The organism is Amycolatopsis sp. NPDC059235, assembly GCF_042754125.1.
Taxonomy (GTDB): Bacteria; Actinomycetota; Actinomycetes; order Mycobacteriales; family Pseudonocardiaceae; genus Amycolatopsis; species Amycolatopsis albidoflava.
Window position 1 is genome coordinate 20,323 of the sequence record NZ_JBHZAG010000015.1, and the last position, 20,121, is coordinate 40,443.

Below are 20,121 nucleotides of genomic sequence, written 5' to 3' on the forward strand. Positions count from 1 at the left end.
CACCGGCCCTCGGGTGGCAAATGCCCTATGCGGGGTGCGTTCGCGCGCGCGAACAGTCAAAATGTTCTCTGTGGCACAACCGACGACGCAGCTGAACGCGACGGAGCAGGACACTCTGGTCAAGCAGATCGGACTGGCCCTGCTGCGCGCCGCCCCGCGCGACTGGCGCAAAGTCTCCGCGGAGTACCGAGCCGTCGGCAGGTACCACGAGCTGACCGGCGAGATCGTGCTCGAAGACGGCACCGCCCAGGAATGGATCGCGACGCACGACATCGCGACCCTCTTCGGCAGGCTCCGCGCGGGCATGTACCGAGACGGCCGCGGCACCTGGTTCAACGCGCGGTACCAGCTGGACCACCCCTCCAGCTACAACCTCGAGTACAACCGCGACGAGCCCGGCTGGCACCTCGCCCCGCCGCCCCAGGCGTACTCCGACGAGCTGCGCATGTTCCCGCGCACCGAGGAGAACGTGCCCGAGTGGCTGATCCGCCGGATGTCCGGCCTCGGCCCGGAACAGCCCGGCCCGCACTTCCGCATCGCACGGATCTTCGACACCATCGGCCCCGCCGGCCGCCCGGTCATCAACCGTCCCGACCTGGACGTCGACGAGCAAGACCGGCTGCTGGACTATCTGGACCACGCACCGCTCGTGGTCCAGGACCGCGGCTACGACATCGACCGGCTCGCCCAGACTCCCGAGGCGACGGTGCCGGTCGCCTTCCACAGCGACGGCCACTGGATCTGGCCCGCCGCGGTGAACTTCTACCTCCGCACGTACGGCGTCTCGCCGGAAGCGGACCTGATCGAGCACATCCGGGCCAATGGCTTCCAGCGTCCGCAGGTCGATGAACTGACCCTGCAGGGCGCGGCGGCTTACCTGACTCGCGGGAGCCAGACTCCCCAGCAGCGGCCCGCTCCTGGGGCTGGTGCTCCTGGTGGACCTGGCTCGGGCGGACCGGGTGGTGGCGCGCCGGGCGGTGCGGCTGGACCTGGCGGACCTGGCGCCGCTGGTGCGCCGGGCGGCCCTGGCAGTCCGAACGGCCCGGCTAACGCCGGCGGCCCCGGCGTTGCCGGTGCGCCAGGCGGACCGAATGGTGCCGGCGGCGGACCCGGCGGTGGCTTCGACTCCCACGGACCAGGTTCCGGTGGAGCTGGCGCTGACGGCCCCAGCGGCGCTGGTTCCGGAGGACTCGGCGCAGCCGGAGTCGGCGCGGCCGCGGCCGGACTCGGCGCAGCGGGCCTGGGCGCAGCCGCACTCGGCGCAGCGGGCGGCAAGGGCGGTAGCCCCGACAACTTCCACCCGGCCGACGAGTTCGGCTCCCCCGAGTCCGGCAGGCCCGAACCAGCCGGCCGCCCCGACGACTTCCACCCAGCCGACAACTTCAGCGGCCCCGGCTCCGGCGGCCCCGGCCCCGACAGTTACGACCCGAGCGAGTTCGGCGCCTCGGGCTCCGGCAGGCCCAGCACAGCCGGTCGGCCAACTGCCCCCGAGAACTACGACTCAGCAAGCGAATTCGGCGACCCCGGTTCCCGCAGGCCCGGCACCGCAGGCGGGCCGAGTGGTCCCGAGGGTTTCGACTCGAACGAGTTCGGCACCCCAGGCTCCGGCAGGCCCGGCGCCGCCGGTCGGCCGGACGGCTTCGACTCAGCAAGCGAATTCGGCGACCCCGGTTCCCGCAGGCCCGGCGCAGCCGATGGCCCCCGCGCGACCAGCGGCCCAGACGATTTCGGCCACGACGGCCTCGCCTCAGCCCATGAATTCGGCGGTCCCGAATCCGGCAGGCCCGACACCACCGGCCGCCCCGACGGGTTCGGGCGAGCCGATGAATTCGGCAGGCCCGGCGAGCCCGGTGCGGCGGATGAATCCGGCTTCGACGAGCGCGGCGGTCCCGGCGCACGTGGCGGTTCCGACGTTTCCTTCGAGCCCAACGGACCAGCCGCACGTGGCGGTTCGGACAGGCCGGGCGCGCAGGATGTGCAGGGCGGTCCCGGCGCGGCGAACGGTCCGCAGGGCACGCGAGTGTCCGCCCCGGTCTCCGGCGGGCCGGACAGCTCCGGTGGATCGCACGGACTGGGCGTCGCCGCTGCTGCCGCGGGAGCTGCCGGCGCGGCGGGAGTTGCCGGATACGCCGCCTCGCGCGGGACTAGCCAGCAGGCCGACGCGAACGGCACCCACGCCGAACCCGGCCACCCGCACGAAGCCGGCTACGACGAGCACTCCGACGCGTCCGGCTACGACGAACGAGCCCACGACGCCGCCGGTTACGCCGAACCCGGCCACCACGACGCCGACGGCTACGACCAGCATGGCCACGCCGAGGGTTACGACCAGCACGACCAGGCTTACGACGAGTCCGGCCGCGAAGGCGGCTACCGCGACCCTGCCTCCCACGGCGACTACGACGAATCCGCACCGCACGACGCCCGCGGGTACGACGCCGAGCCGCACGGGTACGAGGGGCACGAGAGCGGCTATTCCGACCAGCACGGGTACGAGGACTCCGCCCACGAGCAGTACGCCGAGCCGCACGGATACGACGAAGCCGTCGGTCAGCGCGGGCACGGCGAAGCGGGTTACGACGAGCCCGCGCACCACGCCGAGGACGCGGCGAGCGGCTACGACGACGCCCACGGGTACGACGAGCACCTCGACGCGCACGGGAGCAACGTCCCGGGCGTCGGCGCGTTCGAGCAGCCGGCCCCGCAGGCGGAGGACGGGCTTGTCGGCGCGGATGGCCTTATCGGTGCCGACGGGCTCATCGGCGCGGACAGCTCCGCCGACGAACCCGCCGCCTCGAACCGGCACACCGCCGAGCCGGACGCGGGTCGTCGCGGCGCGGCAGCGGACGCCGACCAGGAGGGCGGCCGTCGGCGAGCCCAGCCGGATGCCGAAGCGGACGACAGCCGTCAGGAGGACGTGCGGCTGAACGCCGAGGCCGGCGGACGGCGCGGCGCGGAAACCGACAGCCAGGCCGAACCGGCGGACGAGCACGGCAGCAGTCACGTCGGGGCGGCCGCGGCCGGGATCGCAGCGGCCGGTGGCTTGGCCGCGGCCGGGCTGGCCGCCGCGCACGGCCGGGGGCGCGAGAAGGAGGCTGAGGGCCGCCACGGCACCGCGCCGGAGCGTCCCGCGGAGCCGCCGTTCGAGCAGGACTTCGACGGCGCGCAGTACGACCGCTACGACGATGGTCACGATGGTCACGACGGTCATTACGACGACGAGGACCACACCGACGTCCACCACGACCTCGTCCCCGGTCGCAACGGCACCGGTCCGGGACACCCGGACGACGACGAGGACCAGACCGACGTCCACCAGCCGGTCGACGCCGGCGACGAGCCGGTGCTCTTCACGCACGGCAACGAACCGTCCCGCGACGACGACGAGCAGCGGGCGGAACTGTTCACGCACTCCAGCGGTTACGAGGACGACAACCGCCGCGAGGCCGAGTACGACTCGGGCCCGCCGACCGCGATGATCATGCCGGGGGCCGAGATCCCCGGCGGGCTTCCGGTGCCGGAGATGCCGGTGCCCCCGCCGTCCGGCGGGCGGCGCGCGGCACGGGAGCAGGCCGAACCGGCTCCGGCGCCGCGGCGGGAGCAGCCCGCCGAACCGGAGCTGGCCGACCTGCAGGCGAAGCTCGACGAGCTGAACGTGCCCGAGGCCGCGTACCGGCTCGGCGGCCCCACCGAACGCGGGTGGAGCGTCGAGCAGGTGGGCGAAGGCTGGCGCGTCGGCTGGTACGACGGCGAGCTGATCAACCCGGCGGTGTTCGGCGACGCGGAGGACGCCGCGGCGTTCATGCTCGGCAAGGTGCTGCTGTACCCCGACGGGTACGTCGCGCCGGAAGCCCCCGCGCCGGCTGAGCCCGTCGCGGACACGCCGAAGCCGCCGGTGGTGGCGACGTTGTCGCCGGAGGTCGCGACCGGCTCGTTCCCGGTCCGGCCGCGTGAGAACGTGCCGCCGCAGGAGCAGACCGCGTTCACGCCGGCAGATCAGCTGCTGGCCGACGACGAACCGCCGGCCCGGCAGACCCCGCCGCCCGCTCCGCCGACGCAGATCGCGGCACCGGTGAGCCCGCCGACCCAGGTGGCCCCTCCGGTCAGCGCCCCGCCGACGCAGATCGCCTCGCCGGTCAGCGCTCCGCCCACCCAGGTCGCGCCGCCGGTCAGCCCGCCGCAGCGCCGAGAACCGCCGGTGCGGCGCGAGGAACCGGTGCGCGCCAACGGAACCGGCGGAGGCGGGCAGTGGCCGATCGCGCCGTTGTCCGGAGAACCGCCGCTGACCCTGTTCCGCGGCAAGGAACTGCGCGAACTGCCCGCGGGCAGCGAGCTGGACCGCTTCGGCGGCCCGAACGGCAACCTGACCTACGCGGCGGGCACCCCGTTCGAGGAGCGTTCGCTGGTGCCGGAGTGGGTGAACCGGCCTTACCACGTGTACCGGGTGCAGCGGCCGCTCGAAACCCTTGCCGGGGTGGCGATCCCGTGGTTCAACCAGCCCGGCGGCGGGTCGGCGTACCTGCTGCCGGCGAGCATCGAAGAACTGCTCGCCGAGGGCGACCTGATCGAACTCGACCCGGGCGAACCGCCGATCGACTGAGGACGCGGAAGAGGGGCGGGGCCAGCGGGCTTCGCCCCTTTTTCGTGCCCGGAAACGGGCTACTTGACGACCAAGCCATGAGCCGCGGCGAACGCCACCGCCAGTTCGACGTCCACGTACGCGCCGCGCAGATCGGCCTGCACCAGCCCGTTCGCGTCGACGACCGCGCCGCGCAGGTCCGCGCCGGGAAGCTTCGCGCCGATCATCCGGGCTCCGGACAGATCCGTGCCCCGCAGGTCGGAATCCGTCAGATCCGTCTCGTTGAGGTTCACTTCCCGCATCCGCAGACCCGACAGGTCCAGTTTCCGCAACCGGCCGCGCGCGAACGACGCCAGCGACAGATCGCATTCGGTCAGCGCGATCCCGGTGTATCGACAGTCCACAAAGGACGAACCAAGCAGCGAGCACGACGACCAGCGGCTGTCGGCGAGCACTGAGCGGTCGAACGTGCACGAGCGGAACGCCGACGCGTCGTGCCGCGAGCCGGCGAGATCGACCTTGGTGAAGTCGCAGTTGTCGAAGGTGCAGCCGCGGGTGCGCAGGTCGCGCAGGTCCGCCTCGGTGAAGTCGCAACCCACGAACTGGCGTTTTTCCCACCACTGGCCGGAAAGTCGTGCTTCGGTGTAGTCCTCGCCGGTCTCCGTCACCCCGACAGGATGACATCAGCCCCGGCGCCGCCTCGTCGACGGGGTGGCTGCGAGCCGCCGGAAGGCGTGTGTCCACGAACTGCCCGCCGGTCATCGGAAGTCCCGCGATCTCGTGGGAATCCGCAGCGTCAGCTGCTCGAGTTTCTGTGCGCGCACGCTCGCCACGCCGTCCGCTTTTTCGAGCACTCCGTGCACCAGCAACGCCGCGCTGCCCCGCGCGATCCGGTGGAACCGTTGCCACAGCCCGAGGGTGCAGATCACGTTCACCATGCCGGTCTCGTCCTCGAGGTTCAGGAACGTGACTCCACCGGCGGTCGCAGGGCGCTGGCGGTGCGTGACCGCTCCCCCGACGAGCACCCGTTCCCCGTCGTCCCGGCTCAGCAGCTGGTCGGCGGTGATCACCCCGAGCGCGTCGAGCCGGTCGCGGATGAACTCCGTCGGGTAGCTGTCCGGCGAGATCCCGGTGGCCCACACGTCGGCGGCGGCGAGGTCGAGCCCGTCCATCCCGGGCAGCATCGGCGCGTCCACGCCGACGCCGGTGCCGGGCAGCTTCTCCGGCCGGTCCTGCGCGACCGCGCCCGCGGACCACAACGCCTGCCGCCGATCCGGGCCGAACGCACTGAACGCGCCCGAGGTGGCCAACGCCTCCAGCTGTGGCGTGCTGAGCCGGACGCGCCTGCCGAGGTCGGACATGCTCTCGTAGCGGCCGTTCGCCCGCCGTTCCGCCACGATCTCCTCGGCCAGCGTTTCGCCGATCATCCGGACGGTGCTGAGCCCGCCGCGCACCGCGTGGAGTTTTCCGTTGTCCGGCAACGCTTCCAACGTCGCGTGCGGAAGGCTCAGGTTGAGGTCCGGACCGAGCGTGGTGACGCCGTGCCTGCGCGCGTCCGCCACCAGCGACTGCGGCGAGTAGAACCCCATCGGTTGCGCCCGCAGCAGCCCAGCGCAGAACGCGTCCGGGTGGTAGTGCTTGAAGTACGCGCTCGCGAACACCAGATGCGCGAAGCTCAGCGCGTGGCTTTCCGGGAAGCCGAAGTTGGCGAACGCCTTGAGCTTCTGGAAGATCTTCTCCGCCAGCTCCGCGTCCACCTCGTTGGCGATGGCTCCGTCGAGGAACCGCTTGTGCAGCCGTTCCATTTTCCGCTGCGACCGTTTCGACCCCATCGCGTGCCGCAACTGGTCGGCCTCGGCCGGGGTGAAGTTCGCGACGTCCAGGGCGATCTGCATCATCTGCTCCTGGAACAGCGGCACCCCCAGCGTCTTCTCCAGAGCGTTCTCCAGCAGCGGATGGTCGTACTCCCACTTCTCGCGCCCTTGTTTGCGGCGGATGTACGGGTGCACCGAACCGCCCTGGATCGGGCCGGGGCGGATCAGCGCGACTTCCACGGCCAGGTCGTAGAATTCCCGCGGCCGCAACCGCGGCAAGGTCGCCAGCTGGGCCCGGCTCTCCACCTGGAACACGCCGATCGCGTCGGCGCGGCAAAGCATGTCGTAGATGTTCTCGTCGTTGAGGTTCAGCTCGGCGAGATCGATCTTCTCGCCCTTGTACTCCTTGACCAGGTCGAGCATGTAGTGCAACGCGGAGAGCATGCCGAGCCCGAGCAGGTCGAACTTCACCAGCCCCGCCGCGGCGCAATCCTCCTTCTCCCACTGCAGCACACTGCGGTTCTCCATCCGCGCCCATTCGACCGGGCACACCTGGCTCACCGGTTCCCGGCACATCACCATGCCGCCGGAGTGGATGCCGAGGTGCCGCGGGAAGTCTTCGAGCGCGAAGGCGAGCTGCACGACGTCGCGCGGGATGTCGTGGTCGTGGTCCTTTTCCGTGCGTTGCAAGGCGCCCCAGCGGTCGATCTGCTTGCTCCACGCGTCCTGCTGGCCGGGCGAGTAGCCGAGCGCCCGGGCGGCGTCGCGGATCGCGGAGCGGGCGCGGTAGGTGATCACGTTCGCGACCTGTGCGGCGTTGAGCCTGCCGTGTTTGCCGTAGACGTATTGGATCGCTTCCTCGCGCCGGTCGGACTCGATGTCGATGTCGATGTCCGGGTAGCCGTCGCGGTCGGGCGCGAGGAACCGTTCGAAGAGCAGGTGGTACTCGATGGGATCGACATTGGTGATCCCGAGCGCGTAGCACACCGCCGAGTTGGCCGCTGAACCCCTTCCCTGGCACAGGATTCCGCTATCCCGGCAGAACCGGACGATGTCCCAGACAATCAGGAAATACCCGGGGAACTCGAGTTTCTCGATCACCCCCATCTCGTGCTCGATCTGCTGCCAGGCCTTGTCTTCGTGCTCTTTGCCCGAGTAGCGCTCTTTGAAGCCTTTCTTGACGAGGGTTCGCAGGTGCGTGGTCTCGGTCTCGCCAGGCGGGACGTCGAACGGCGGCAGCTCCGGCGCGAGAAGCTCAAGCGGGAAGGCGCATTCCATGCCCAGCAACGCCGACCGCTGCACCGCGCCCGGGTACCGCTGGAAGACTTCCGCCATTTCGTTTCCAGAGCGCAAGAACGCGGCGGCGTCGCCGGGCAGCCAGCCTTCGAGGTCGTCGATGCCGCGCCGGGCTCGGATGGCGGCGAGCGCGTCAGCGAGACGGCCGCGTTCCGGGCGGGCGTAGTGCGCGGCGGTGGTGGCGACGGTGGGCAGTTTGAGCTCGCTGGCCATCTCGGCGAGCAGGTCGTTGTGCACGCTGTCGAGCGGCTGGCCGTGGTCGATCAGCTCGACGTATACCTGGGTCTGGCCGAAGAGGTCGACCAGCCGGCTCAGTTCGGCGAGCGCGGCGTCCGGGCCTTCGCGCATCAACGCCGATCGCACGGATCCCTTGCGACAGCCGGTAAGCACCGCGCATTTCCCCGCGACTTCTTCTGCCACCGCGTGCAAGTCGTAGATCGGACGGCCTTTTTCGGCACGTTCCGCTTTTTCGTCTTCGTGGCCGCGCAGCTGTCCGGCGGTGATCGCGCGGCACAGGCTGCGGTAGCCGTCGTCGCCGCGGGCCAGCAGCAGAAGGTGTTCGCCTTCGGGGTCGGCGACGCCGTTTTGCGGGCCGGACAGCCCGAAGCTCAGCTCGGTGCCGAATACCGTTGCGACGCCTAGCTCTTTGGCCGCTTCGGCGAACCGGACCACGCCGTACATGCCGTCGTGGTCGGTGAGCGCGATCGCGTCGAGCCGCAGCCGCGCGGCCTCCTCCACCAGTTCCTCGGGGTGGCTGGCACCGTCGAGGAAACTGAAGTTGGAGTGGCAGTGCAGCTCGGCGTACGCCACTCGCGGCCCGGCTTCCAGGTCGCTGCGCGGCGGTGGGATGTCAGCCGGTCGGCGATACGCCTCGCGTTTGCGCCCCCATGCCGGACTGTCACCGTGGTCGCCAGGCGGCATCCCGCCCGACAGCGCCCGCGCGAGGTCCTTCCACGGGACCGGCGGGTTGTTCCAGCCCATCGTCAGTCCACCCGGTTCTCGGGCGATCGACGGGGTTGCGGGATCAGCAGCGCGAGCAGCGCCGGGTCGAACGGGCACGGCGGTTCGACCGGAACGCGGGGCGTCGGCAGGTCGTGGTCCATCATCTTCGGCTTCCTTTCGTTGTCTTCACAGGATTTTTCGGCAAGCGTCGGGCAGCTTTCCGTCAGTCGTAACTTCCCTCCACAGTCCACATTGGATTTTCAGTTCCGGAACAGAGGACGAGCACCGCTTCCGGTGCTTCGTTTTCCCCTGCCGCGAGCAGCAATTGCAGCCGGGCTTGCTGCGGCCCGGTCGACCGACGGCCCGACGTGACCGGCCACGGGCCCGCCCATCCGGTGATCGGCCGCGGCGGCCCGCCCGCGACGCGAAGTCCGTGCGGCGGCGCGGTCAGCCGTTTGCGCGCGGTGAGGCCGACTGGCCGCCCCTGTTCGTCGATGACCTGGACTGGCAACGGTTGTTCCAGCACCGTCGCCGGAGACGGGGAAGGCAGCCGGGCCGGCCACGTGGCGTCCGGTGGCCCGGCGGCTTCCCGCGGGTCGCCCCACGGAATGAGCCGGACCCGGCTCGCCGGATCGCGCCCGCCGTCGAGCAGCGGTGTGACCACGCCTTCCGGGCCGAGCAAGCCTTGCACTCGCACGAATGCCCGGCCCGCCCGTTCGGCAGCCAATTCCTCGTCCTCGCCGGGGCCGGCTCCGGGATCGCTCCCCCGCCACAGCCCCAGCTGCAATGACCTCCCTTCGACAGTCTCTTCCGGTTCGAGCCGCAACCGCGCGACCCCGGCCGTGGGCCGTTCGCCGGGCGCGGCCTTGAGCCATCCCTCGAACTGCCACCGGACCCGGTCCGCAACCCCTTGCGGCGTAAGTGGTTCCGCACAACGCCAGACGCGACCGAGCTGCTCCCCGTTCTCGGTGGTCGCGTATATACCCAATCGTGTGCACGCGAGCCCGCGATCCGCGAGCGCGGCATGGAACCGCGCGCCGAGCTTTTTGGCCATGAACGCGGCGACATCCACCCGGGCGAGCACTGGGTCGAACGATTCGGCGAGCGACAATTCCGGCGGCGGACTGCGGCGCAACGGCGGCCGGTCGGACAGCCCCCGGGCCAGCCGATGCGCGAGCACCCCGGTGCGCCCGAACCGAGCGGCGACGTCCCGCTCGCCGAGTTCGGCGAACGCGCCGAGCGTGCGCAGCCCGAGCCGGGCGAGCAGGCCGACCAGGTCCGCTCGCTCAGAACCTGGCTGGTCCAGTTCGATCACCGGCAACGGAGCGAGAAATTCGGCCGTCCGCCCAGTTTCGACCAGCGCGCCCTGCCGTGCGGCGAGGGTCGCCGCGAACAACCCTTCCGCCACGCCGACCTGACATTCGACCCCGGCCGCCGCGGCCACCTGGTCCACCAGCTTCTCCGCGAGCTGCGGTTCGCCGCCGAAATACCCGGCCGCACCCGCGACGGGAACCGCGAGGAGCCCCGGCCGCACCACTTCCAGCCCGACGACCAACTCCTCCACCGCAGACGCGACATTCTCGAACAACCGCGCGTCCCGAGCGTCGTCTACGCCGAACACCGCCAAGTCCGGGCATTGGGATTCCGCTTCTCGCCGCCGCATCCCGCGCCGGATGTTCCGCGAGCGCGCGACCGCGGTGCACGCGACGACCCTGTTCGCATGGAACACCGCCGCTGGCCGGGTAAGCACACTCCCCGCCGCGGCGACCGCAGCGACCGCGGGCCAGTCCGGACACCACAAGACCAGCATCCGCGTCGGATGGCGGCGTGGGTCTTTCTGTCCTTTGTGGACACTTCCGGTCATCCGACTGCTTCTTCCCGTGCTGCGGCGCGCTTCTCGCCCCGGGAAACCCGCCCGTCCGGACCGGGCAGAAACACCGACGCCGACCGAGGCCGGGCCGCCGCGCCGCGTCCCCGGGCGTGCACTTCGACGGGGCGGGAACGGAGATGTCCGGCACCGTGCTCAAGCACCCCGGTCCAGGCTCCCGGGGCGCAGTGCAGCTCGACGTCGGCGGAAGGCCAAGGCCCCAACGAAAGCAGCACCGCCCCGCGATTCCTCGCCCGCGCCGCGAGCCTGCGCGCGACGTCCGGCCGGACCGAGCGAGGCTCGGTGACCACGAGGTCGACGCCGTCGAGCAACGCGGCCATCACGGCTTGGTATTCGGCCCCCGGCTGAGGAACCAACGCGAGCCGCGAGACGGCGACCCCGTGCTCAGCCGCCGCGACGATCCCCAGCGACGGGGCACCGACGACCGCCGCCCACGCCCCGGCGGCGGTCGCTTCCGCGAGCAACGCGAACAGCAACGAAGTGGAGTGGTGGACCGCGACGATGCTTCCGCGGCGCAATCCGGCCCCGGGGAGGAGGTCGGCCAGGGCTGGGGCCACGGGGAGCATCCGCCCGGCGGCTTGGCCCCAGTCGGCCCGGGAAGCCCGCTCGGCCGCGACAGTGCTGGCAGTGCTGACGCCGGGGAGGGCGGTCAGTTTGGCCAGCGGGTGCGAGGGGTCCGCGGGTGCGGGCGGGTCGGCGGGCGAGGGCGGGTCGGCTGGGTGGAGCCGGGTTGGAGGGCGGAGTTTCGGCGAGTCGGGAGCTTCGGGGTTAAGCGGGGTTGCTGAGTCGGGTGGAGTTGCGGGGTGCAGTGGGGTCGGAGGAGCGAGCGGACTCTCGGGCGGAGTTTTCGGACCGGAGTTAGACGGAGTTGCGGGGTGCAGCTGAGTCGGAGGGGTGAGCGGGGCCGGGGAATCAGGTCCGCTGGACATACGCGCGCCAGCAGACTCCGCAGTCCTGGCAGGAAGTTCACGACCGGATTCGACCGACGGACCTGACCGTGCCCGTGAACGAAGCGTCGACGAGCCGGCTTCTGCCGTTCGGCCGAAGTTGGCCGGCGTCCATGGCTCGTACGCCACGTCCAGAGAACTCGGCCGGGCATGAGATCCGTTCTCCCCCAACGAAAACATCGACCTCGGCGACCCTGCGGACATCGCGGCGACCGGCGTTCGTTCCTTCGCCAAGGCTTCGATCGCCGCCCATGGCACCGATACTTCCCACGAGCGTGCCGGCCGCGCCTCCGGCACGCTCGTGGCGGCGGAAGCTAAGACTTCCGCGTCGGAGAAGTTCTTCCGAGACGGCCTGGCGGGTTTCTTCGGCTTCGCTGGAATCCCCGCAATGCCAAGGAGATCGGCAGAGGCAGCAGGCAGTATCGGCACGTCCAGGTCCTCGGCCGTCACCGAAGAACCGGCTGCCCCGGGAACAGCCTCGGACAGAGACCAAGCGCCGCCCACCCCGGCCGCGGTCGAACCGCCCCGCGCTCCGGAAGCCCCCGAAGCCATCCCGGCCAGAGCCGAGGCCGCACCCGCCCCCGAAAAACCAGCCGCGACCGAACCGTCCGCAGAAGTCCCCTCGGCTCCGGAAACCGCCCCCGCGGCCTCTGAAGCTCCCGGTTCTCCCGCGATCTCCGAAGCAGCCCCCGGAAAAGCGAGCTCCGAAGAAGCAGCCCCCGAAGCCACTCCGGTCGTCACCGGTCCCCTCCTTCCTCCGAGATCGACCGACAGCCCGCCCCGGGAGCAGGGTCGTCAAACCCAGCCCGGGACGGACGTCGGCACACCGCGGGGAAGGCGGTTCCGCATCCTCATCCGCGCGGAATCCGCACGGTCACCCAACAATCGCACCCAAAAACACACCACTGCGCCGAACAGGATCGAACACCCGTTCGACACCATCCAGTCTCACTCGCCCCCTCCCCGGCTGTCAAGCGCGGACGAAGGAAGAACCCGAAAGATCACCGGGACACCACGAAAACAGCTCTTTACACTGGGAACCCTGATGAAGACAGGACACATCGCCCTGCGGGGTTTCGCCGAAGCTGACCTGCCGGTGCTCGACCGGTTCTCCACGGACCCGGACGTCGCCGCGGCCTTCCAGTGGACGAGTTTCACCGGGCCGCGGGCACGACGCCGTTTCGCTGAGGACGGGTTCCTCAGCCCGGCTTCAAGCGCGGTCGCGGTGACTGCCGACTCGGCCGTCGCGGGGATGGCGACCTGGGAAGCCGCCGATCGGGGCGGGCCGGCCGGTGGGTGCTTCCGGGTCGGCGTCACGTTGCTGCCGGACTACCGCGGGCACGGCATGGACAAGGCGTACCAGCTGCTCGTCGACCAGCTCTTCCGGCACACCCGCGCGCATCGGCTCGAAGCCTTCGTCGACAGCGACGACCTCGACGGGCAGCAGGCGCTCGAGAAGACCGGCTTCCATCGCGAAGGTCTGCTGTGCCAGGTCACCTGGCGTGACGGCGGCTACCGCGACGAGGTCGTCTACGCGATCTTGCGCGAGGGACACGAGGGATGAAAAACCGGCCGGGACCCGAAAGTCCCGGCCGGCCAGCACAAAATCAGTGCGCGAAGTGGCGCGTTCCGGTCAGGTACAGCGTGATCCCGGCGGCCTCGGCGGCGGCGATCACCTCGGCGTCGCGGATGGACCCGCCGGGCTGCACGACGGCGCGCACGCCTGCCTCGATCAGCACCTCGAGCCCGTCCGGGAACGGGAAGAACGCGTCCGACGCGCCGACCGAGCCCTTCGCCCGGTCGCCCGCCCGCGAGACTGCCAGCCGCGACGAGTCGACGCGGTTGACCTGGCCCATGCCGACCCCGACGGTCGCCTGCTCGTGCGCCAGCAGGATCGCGTTGGACTTCACCGCGCGCAGTGCCCGCCACGCGAATTCCAGGTCCGCCAGGGTCTGCTCGTCGGCGGGCGAGCCGGTGGCCAGCTCCCAGTTCGCCGGGTTGTCGCCGGGGGCGTCGATCGCGTCGGCGGTCTGCACGAGCACGCCGCCGGAGATCGGCCGGAACTCCACCGGGGCCGCGTTCTCGATCGCGGGCAGCTTCAGCAGCCGCACGTTCTTCTTGCGCTGCAAGATTTCCAGCGCTTCCGGCTCGAAGTCGGGGGCGAGCACGACCTCGGTGAAGACCTCGGCGATCTGCTCCGCCGCCGCGACGCTCACCGGGCGGTTCGTGGCGATCACGCCGCCGTACGCGGACACCGGGTCGCAGGCGTGCGCCTTGCGGTGCGCTTCGGCGATGTCCACGCCGACAGCGATCCCGCACGGGTTGGCGTGCTTGATGATCGCGACGGCTGGCTCGGAGAAGTCGAAGGCGGCCCGGCGCGCGGCGTCAGTGTCGACATAGTTGTTGTACGACATCGCCTTGCCGTGAAGCTGCTCCGCGTGCGCGAGGCCCGGCTGCGCGCTGCGGTACAGCGCCGCCTTCTGGTGCGGGTTCTCGCCGTAGCGCAGTACGTCCGCACGGTCCCACGTCGCGCCGAGGAAGTCCGGGAAGCCGCTGTCGTCCGAAGGCGCGTACGCGTTGGCGAACCACGAAGCGACAGCCGTGTCGTACGCAGCCGTGTGCGCGTACGCCTGCGCAGCGAGCCGCTTACGGTCCGAGAGTTCGAAGCCGCCCGCGGAGACCTGCTCGAGCACCCACGCGTACCGCGCCGGGTCCACGACGACAGCGACGCTGCCGTGGTTCTTCGCGGCCGCGCGCACCATCGCGGGGCCGCCGATGTCGATGTTCTCGACGCAGTCCTCAGGGCTCGCGCCGGACGCGACAGTCGCCTGGAACGGGTACAGGTTCACCACGAGCAGGTCGAACGCCGCGATGTCGAGCTGCTTGAGCTGCGCGACGTGGTCGTCGTTGCCCTGGTCGGCGAGCAGTCCGGCGTGCACGCGCGGGTGCAGCGTCTTGACCCGGCCGTCAAAGGACTCCGGGAACCCGGTGACCTGCTCGACCGGCGTGACCGGGACCCCGGCGTTCGCGATGACCTTCGCCGTGCCGCCGGTCGACACGATCTCCACGCCGGCCGCGTGCAGGCCGGTCGCGAGCTCGAGCAGGCCGGCCTTGTCCGAGACGCCGATCAGCGCGCGCCGGACCGGGCGCCGTCCCTGTGCTGTGCTCACGAAAACCTCACCTTTCGTCCGTCCACGGTGCACCCACCACGGCCGAGTCGCTCGATCGTTTCAACCAGCAGCCTGCGTTCCACGGCTTTGATCCGCTCGTGCAGGACGTCTTCGGTGTCGTCGGTCTCCACCGGCACCGCCTCCTGGGCGATGACCGGGCCAGTGTCCACCCCGGCGTCGACGAAATGCACCGTCGATCCGGTGACGCGCACGCCCGCGGCCAGCGCGTCGGCGACCGCGTGCATCCCGGGGAACGACGGCAGCAGCGCGGGGTGGGTGTTGATCACGCGGCCCGCGAACCGCGACAGGAACTCCGGTCCGAGGATCTTCATGAAGCCCGCGGACACCACGAGGTCGGGCCGGTAAGCCGCGACGGCCTCGGCGAGCGCGCGGTCCCACGCGGCCCGGTCCGGATGGTCGGCGACGCGCACGGTGAACGACGGCACATCGGCCCGCTCCGCCCGCGCAAGCGCCTCGATGCCGGTGCGGTCCGCGCCGACCGCGACGACGGAAGCCGGGAACCCGGGCTGCCCGACGGCGTCGAGCACTGCCTGCAGCAGCGTGCCGGACCCGGACGCGAGCACGACGATCTTCACCGGAGTGGGCAGTTCCAAGCGGCTGGCCAGAACGGGCTCCTTGCACGGCGGTACGCCTCGGGCGCACGGCGCTTCACCAGGTCGCCCCAACCCTAACGGTCGTCCTCGGCGGGCTTCGCGTCGCCGGAGTCCTCGGTGGACTCGGTCACAGCGTCCGGCTCTTCGGCAGGGGCTTCGGGCTTGTCTTCGGACTTGTCTTCAGCCTTGTCCTCGGTCGCGTCGGCCTCGGTTTCCGGCTCGTCCTCCGGCAGGTCGAGGCCCAGTTCGGCGTCGGCCTCGGCGTCGAAGTCCTCGTCGTCCGGGGAGTCTTCGGCGTCTTCAGTCTCTTCGGAGTCTTCGGCCAGGTCCGAGTCTTCTTCGGATTCCTCGGCCGCAACGTCCTCATCGGACTCGGACTCCTCCGGCTCGCCATCCTCAGCCGCATCCGACTCGGCTCCGGCTTCCGGCTCCTCGTCCTCCACCTCAAGCGAACCGACCGGCCGCATCGGAGAGTGCGCCCCCGCGAAGAACGCCACGAACCCGGCCGGAATCACGATCCAGCAGAACGCCACGATCGACGCCACCCCGACCGGCACGCTGACCGGGTCGAACGGACCGTCGCCGAGCCGTCCGCCGGCGAGCGTGCCCAGCAGCACGCAGCCGAACCCGACGACCGCTCCCGCCACGACCACGACCCGCAGCCGCGCCGCCGGGTCCTCGTCCACCGCGCGGACCGACCAGCCGACCAGCACCCCGACGGCCAGCGGCAGCACCAGCAGCACCGGCCACCACGACGCGGCGTGCTCGGGAATGCCGCCCAGCAACGGAACCCCTGGGACGGAACCGCCGCGGTAGCCGATGAGGTGCACGTCGAGGGTCCCGATGCTGAACCCGGGCCCGCTCACGAACGACATCGCGGCGACCACGGCGTTTGGCAGGTACAGCACGGAAAGCAGGAACAGTCCGAAGCTGCTGCCGAAAGACGGCTCGAACAGGCTGGACACCGTGCGCGCGGACAGCGCCGTGGCCGCGGTCAGTGTCAGAGCGCCCGCCGCCAGCAGAGCGAACAGCCCGAGCAGGCCTGCGCGCAAACCGCGAAGAGCCAATGGATCGAGCCGATCGGCGAGCACCTGCGGCATCCCGAAACGGCGAAGCACCCCGCCGGTAGCCGCGAGTCCGGAGATCACAGCGGGCACCACCGCGGCGAGCCAGAAGTTCGCCCGCACCGGTTCGCCGATCGACAGCAGCGAAATCAGCACGCCGAACACCAGGTGTGCACCGGAAATCGTGGCGATCAACGGGACCGCGTGTCGCAGCCGGGCGCAGCGCAGCTGTCGCACCGCCTTGGCCGCCGCCCGCGCGACGAGCAGCACCACGCCGACCGTCGGCAGCAGCGGCAGCATCCCGAGCGGATGACCGCCGATCCCGAGTTCGACCTGGTAGGCGGCCAGCCAGCCGGGCCCCGCCGACAGCAGCACGCCGCCCGCGGAGAAGATCGCGTGCTGGGCGGTCAGCGTGACAAGCGCGAGCAGGGTGGCGACCGCCGCGTAGCCGGTGACGAGCGGGCCGAGAGCCGCGACGAGCAACACCCGCAACCGGGGTGCCTGCGGGACATCCTGGTCAAGGGAGTCGCCCACCGGCTCGTCGCCCGCGGGGCGTCCGGGACTGGTGAGCACCTGCATGTCCCCGACCATGACATCCGCGCTCGGCCGTCCGGGTGAGGCACGCCGCCCGGCGGACGTGGCGAATCCAACGCCCACCCGGTCGTGGCACGAGGGCAATAAAAACACCCGCTGTGACACGGAGAGTCACAGCGGGTGGGTAATGCGCAGGGGTATCAGCCTTGCTGTCCGAAACCTCCGGGCGGCGTGCCCGGTTTGTTCTGGTCGGCGGGCGGCTGGAAGAACTGGCCCTGTTGCGGCGCGTACGTCGTGGCCTGTCCGCCCGGAGGCGGCGTGGCGGGCGGCTGCTGCGGGGACGGCGGCTGCTGCCCCGGAGCCTGCTGAGGCGTCTGCTGTCCGGGAGCAGGCTGGTACTGCGTCGGCTGGTACTGGCCCGGCTGACCGTAGGGCTGCTGGTACGCCGGGGCAGCCGGCTGCGCTGTCGGCGGCTTGAGCACGCCGTACTCGAACAGCAGCACGGCGACCGCCGCGGCCATCTGCAGGAGACCGAGGATCAGCACCACGATCACGATGGCGGACGAGCGGCCGGAAATGACGCTGTCGAGCGCGCCCAGCCCGCCGAGCACGCTGAACAGCGCGGCGAACGGCAGCGTCTTCGGCCCCTTGGGCAGCAGGTTCATCGCCGACAGCAGACCGCCGACGAGCAGGAACAGAATGGCCTGCCCGGCCGTGCCCGCCTCGGCGGCGAAGCCGAGGAAGTACTGCACCAGCCCGAGTCCGGCGACGCCGAGGGACAGCAGCAGCGGAAGGTTCGGCGGCGTTCCGGCACCCGCGGCAGGCGGGCCCTGCTGCGGCTGGGGCTGCTGCGGGAACCCGCCCGACGGGGGCGGTCCCTGGGACGGCTGGCCCTGCTGGGGGTAGCCGGGCCCGCCACTGGGGAAGGTCATCGGAAGGTCTCCTGTCTCATCGACCGGCGGTTCGAGATCCTGCGGTGCCCGGGCGCGCCGGCGGCGTCCCCCGCTCACGAGTGACTGCACGCTAGCGCATCCGCCCTTGGCGTCCGCGAGGTTGGACGCACCGAGCGCCGGATCGGTTGCGGGCGGAAACGGCGAAGGCCGGGCACCGTGTCGGTGCCCGGCCTCCGCCGTTGGAGTCGCTGCTGGTCAGCCGAGGCTGTTGTACAGCTCGCGCGCGAGAACCGCGGTCTCGCTCGGGGTCTTGCCGACCTTGACGCCGGCGGCCTCGAGGGCCTCCTTCTTCGCCGCGGCGGTGCCGGACGAACCGGAGACGATCGCGCCCGCGTGGCCCATCGTCTTGCCCTCAGGGGCGGTGAAGCCCGCGACGTAGCCGACGACCGGCTTGGTCACGTTCTCCTTGATGTAGGCCGCGGCGCGCTCCTCGGCGTCGCCGCCGATCTCGCCGATCATCACGATGACCTTGGTATCGGCGTCCTTCTCGAACGCCTCGAGGGCGTCGATGTGGGTGGTGCCGATGACCGGGTCGCCGCCGATGCCGACCGCGGTCGAGAAACCGATGTCGCGCAGCTCGTACATCATCTGGTAGGTCAGCGTGCCCGACTTCGACACGAGGCCGATCGGGCCGCCCTGGGAGATGTCGGCCGGGATGATGCCCGCGTTCGACTTGCCGGGGCTGATCACGCCGGGGCAGTTCGGCCCGATGATCCGGGTCTTGTTGCCGGTCGCGACCGCGTGCGCCCAGAAGTAGGCCGAGTCGTGCACCGGGATGCCCTCGGTGATGACGACGGCCAGCGGGATCTCGGCGTCGATGGCCTCGATGACCGCGTCCTTGGCGAACTTCGGCGGCACGAAGATGACCGACACGTCGGCGCCGGTCTCCTTGATGGCCTCCTCGACCGTGCCGAACACGGTGAGGTCCTTGCCCTCGACGGTGACCGTCTGGCCGGCCTTGCGGGCGTTGACGCCGCCCACGATGTTGGTGCCGGACTTCAGCATCTTGGTCGCGTGCTTCATGCCCTCGGAGCCGGTGAGCCCCTGGACGATGACCTTGCTGTTCTCGTTGATCAGGATCGACATCTCACGCACCTGCCGCGGCGAGCTCGGCAGCCTTGTCGGCCGCGTTGTCCATTGTGTCCACCACGGTGACCAGCGGGTGGTTCGCGTCGGCCAGGATCTGGCGACCCTCGACGACGTTGTTGCCGTCCAGGCGGACGACCAGCGGCTTGGTGGCCTCGTCGCCCAGGATCTTCAGCGCCTCGACGATGCCGTTCGCGACCGCGTCGCACGCGGTGATGCCGCCGAAGACGTTCACGAACACGCTCTTGACGTCGGTGTCGTTGAGGATGACGTCCAGCCCGGCCGCCATGACCTCGGCCGACGCGCCGCCGCCGATGTCGAGGAAGTTGGCGGGCTTCACGCCGCCGTGCTTCTCGCCCGCGTACGCCACGACGTCCAAAGTGGACATCACGAGGCCCGCGCCGTTGCCGATGATCCCGACTTCGCCCTCGAGCTTGACGTAGTTGAGGTTCTTGGCCTTGGCCTTCGCCTCGAGCGGGTTCTCGGCCTGCTTGTCGACGAGCTCCTCGTGCGCCGGGTGGCGGAAGGAGGCGTTCTCGTCGAGGGTGACCTTGCCGTCGAGGGCGATGATCTTGTCCTGCGGGTCGCGGACCAGCGGGTTGACCTCGACCAGGGTGGCGTCCTCGGAGACGAAGGTCTCCCACAGCTTCACCACGACGTCGGCGGCCTCGTCGATGATCTCGGCCGGGAAGTTGCCGGCCTTCAGGATCTCGAGCGCCGTCGCCTTGTCGACGCCCTTGATCGCGTCGACCGGGATCTTGGCGAGCGCGTCCGGGCGCTCGACCGCGAGCTGCTCGATCTCCATGCCGCCCTCGGACGACGCCATCGCGAGGAAAGTGCGGTTGGCGCGGTCGAGCAGGAAGGAGAAGTAGTACTCGGACGCGATGTCCGAGGCTTCCGCCACCAGCACGCGGTGCGTGATGTGGCCCTTGATGTCGAGGCCGAGGATGGCTTCCGCCTTCTCCTTCGCCTCGTCGGGCGTCTGGGCCAGCTTGACGCCGCCCGCCTTGCCCCGGCCGCCGACCTTCACCTGCGCCTTGACGACGACCTGGGTGCCGATCTGCTCCGCGGCGGCCTTGGCTTCTTCCGGGGTGCTTGCCACGGCGCCCGGCAGAACCGGTACTCCGTGGGCGGCGAAGAGATCCCTCGCCTGGTACTCGTAGAGGTCCACTACTCCAGTCTCCTGACGACACGCCACTGTGGTGGTCCGTTTTCCGGACCGCGCTGTCGGACC

General features: G+C 70.7%; 13 protein-coding genes. 2 read left to right on the top strand and 11 right to left on the bottom strand.

Annotated elements, in window-relative coordinates; genetic code table 11:
- Window positions 1–61: 61 nt before the first annotated feature.
- A complete protein-coding gene (locus tag ACFXI3_RS13205) occupies window positions 62–4,600 on the top strand; it encodes a glycohydrolase toxin TNT-related protein (RefSeq protein ID WP_378399678.1) in 4,539 nt (1,512 codons plus the stop codon).
- A 59-nt stretch (window positions 4,601–4,659) separates the two neighbouring features.
- Here ACFXI3_RS13205 and ACFXI3_RS13210 read toward each other — a convergent pair whose 3' ends face one another.
- The 5 genes from ACFXI3_RS13210 to ACFXI3_RS13230 all read right to left on the bottom strand — a co-directional run bounded on the left by ACFXI3_RS13210 (window position 4,660) and on the right by ACFXI3_RS13230 (window position 11,085).
- Window positions 4,660–5,247 (bottom strand): pentapeptide repeat-containing protein, encoded by a 588-nt coding sequence (locus ACFXI3_RS13210; protein WP_378399679.1) that lies wholly within the window; start codon window positions 5,245–5,247, stop codon window positions 4,660–4,662.
- A 90-nt stretch (window positions 5,248–5,337) separates the two neighbouring features.
- Window positions 5,338–8,670 (bottom strand): error-prone DNA polymerase, encoded by a 3,333-nt coding sequence (locus tag ACFXI3_RS13215; RefSeq protein WP_378399680.1) that lies wholly within the window; start codon window positions 8,668–8,670, stop codon window positions 5,338–5,340.
- A 2-nt stretch (window positions 8,671–8,672) separates the two neighbouring features.
- Window positions 8,673–8,795, bottom strand: coding sequence for a hypothetical protein (locus tag ACFXI3_RS13220; protein WP_378399681.1), 123 nt, complete (start codon window positions 8,793–8,795; stop codon window positions 8,673–8,675).
- A gap of 59 nt (window positions 8,796–8,854) precedes the next feature.
- Window positions 8,855–10,441, bottom strand: coding sequence for a DNA polymerase Y family protein (locus ACFXI3_RS13225; protein WP_378399737.1), 1,587 nt, complete (start codon window positions 10,439–10,441; stop codon window positions 8,855–8,857).
- A 50-nt stretch (window positions 10,442–10,491) separates the two neighbouring features.
- Entirely contained in the window at window positions 10,492–11,085 is a 594-nt protein-coding gene (locus ACFXI3_RS13230; protein WP_378399682.1) for a hypothetical protein, read from the bottom strand.
- A gap of 1,426 nt (window positions 11,086–12,511) precedes the next feature.
- Here ACFXI3_RS13230 and ACFXI3_RS13235 point away from each other — a divergent pair.
- Window positions 12,512–13,030, top strand: coding sequence for a GNAT family protein (locus tag ACFXI3_RS13235; RefSeq protein ID WP_344270514.1), 519 nt, complete (start codon window positions 12,512–12,514; stop codon window positions 13,028–13,030).
- Window positions 13,031–13,073: 43 nt separating this feature from the next.
- Here the strand turns inward: ACFXI3_RS13235 and purH are convergent, their stop codons facing one another.
- From purH to sucC, 6 genes are all read right to left on the bottom strand, one after another.
- Window positions 13,074–14,636: a bifunctional phosphoribosylaminoimidazolecarboxamide formyltransferase/IMP cyclohydrolase gene (gene purH, locus ACFXI3_RS13240; protein WP_378399683.1), complete on the bottom strand. Its 1,563-nt coding sequence runs from the start codon at window positions 14,634–14,636 to the stop codon at window positions 13,074–13,076.
- The gene (gene purN, locus ACFXI3_RS13245) at window positions 14,633–15,250 is read right to left on the bottom strand and encodes a phosphoribosylglycinamide formyltransferase (RefSeq protein ID WP_344270508.1); all 618 of its coding nucleotides are present in this window, start codon (window positions 15,248–15,250) and stop codon (window positions 14,633–14,635) included. The genes purH and purN overlap by 4 nt, the downstream gene beginning before the upstream one ends.
- 74 nt (window positions 15,251–15,324) lie before the next feature.
- Window positions 15,325–16,893: a DUF6350 family protein gene (locus ACFXI3_RS13250; protein WP_378399684.1), complete on the bottom strand. Its 1,569-nt coding sequence runs from the start codon at window positions 16,891–16,893 to the stop codon at window positions 15,325–15,327.
- Between the two features lie 155 nt (window positions 16,894–17,048).
- Window positions 17,049–17,780, bottom strand: a complete 732-nt coding sequence (locus ACFXI3_RS13255) for a DUF5336 domain-containing protein (RefSeq protein WP_344270502.1) — start codon at window positions 17,778–17,780, stop codon at window positions 17,049–17,051.
- A 216-nt stretch (window positions 17,781–17,996) separates the two neighbouring features.
- Window positions 17,997–18,887 (bottom strand): succinate--CoA ligase subunit alpha, encoded by an 891-nt coding sequence (sucD, locus tag ACFXI3_RS13260; protein WP_344270499.1) that lies wholly within the window; start codon window positions 18,885–18,887, stop codon window positions 17,997–17,999.
- Window position 18,888: 1 nt separating this feature from the next.
- The gene (gene sucC / locus ACFXI3_RS13265; RefSeq protein WP_182894576.1) at window positions 18,889–20,058 is read right to left on the bottom strand and encodes an ADP-forming succinate--CoA ligase subunit beta; all 1,170 of its coding nucleotides are present in this window, start codon (window positions 20,056–20,058) and stop codon (window positions 18,889–18,891) included.
- Window positions 20,059–20,121 lie beyond the last annotated feature (63 nt).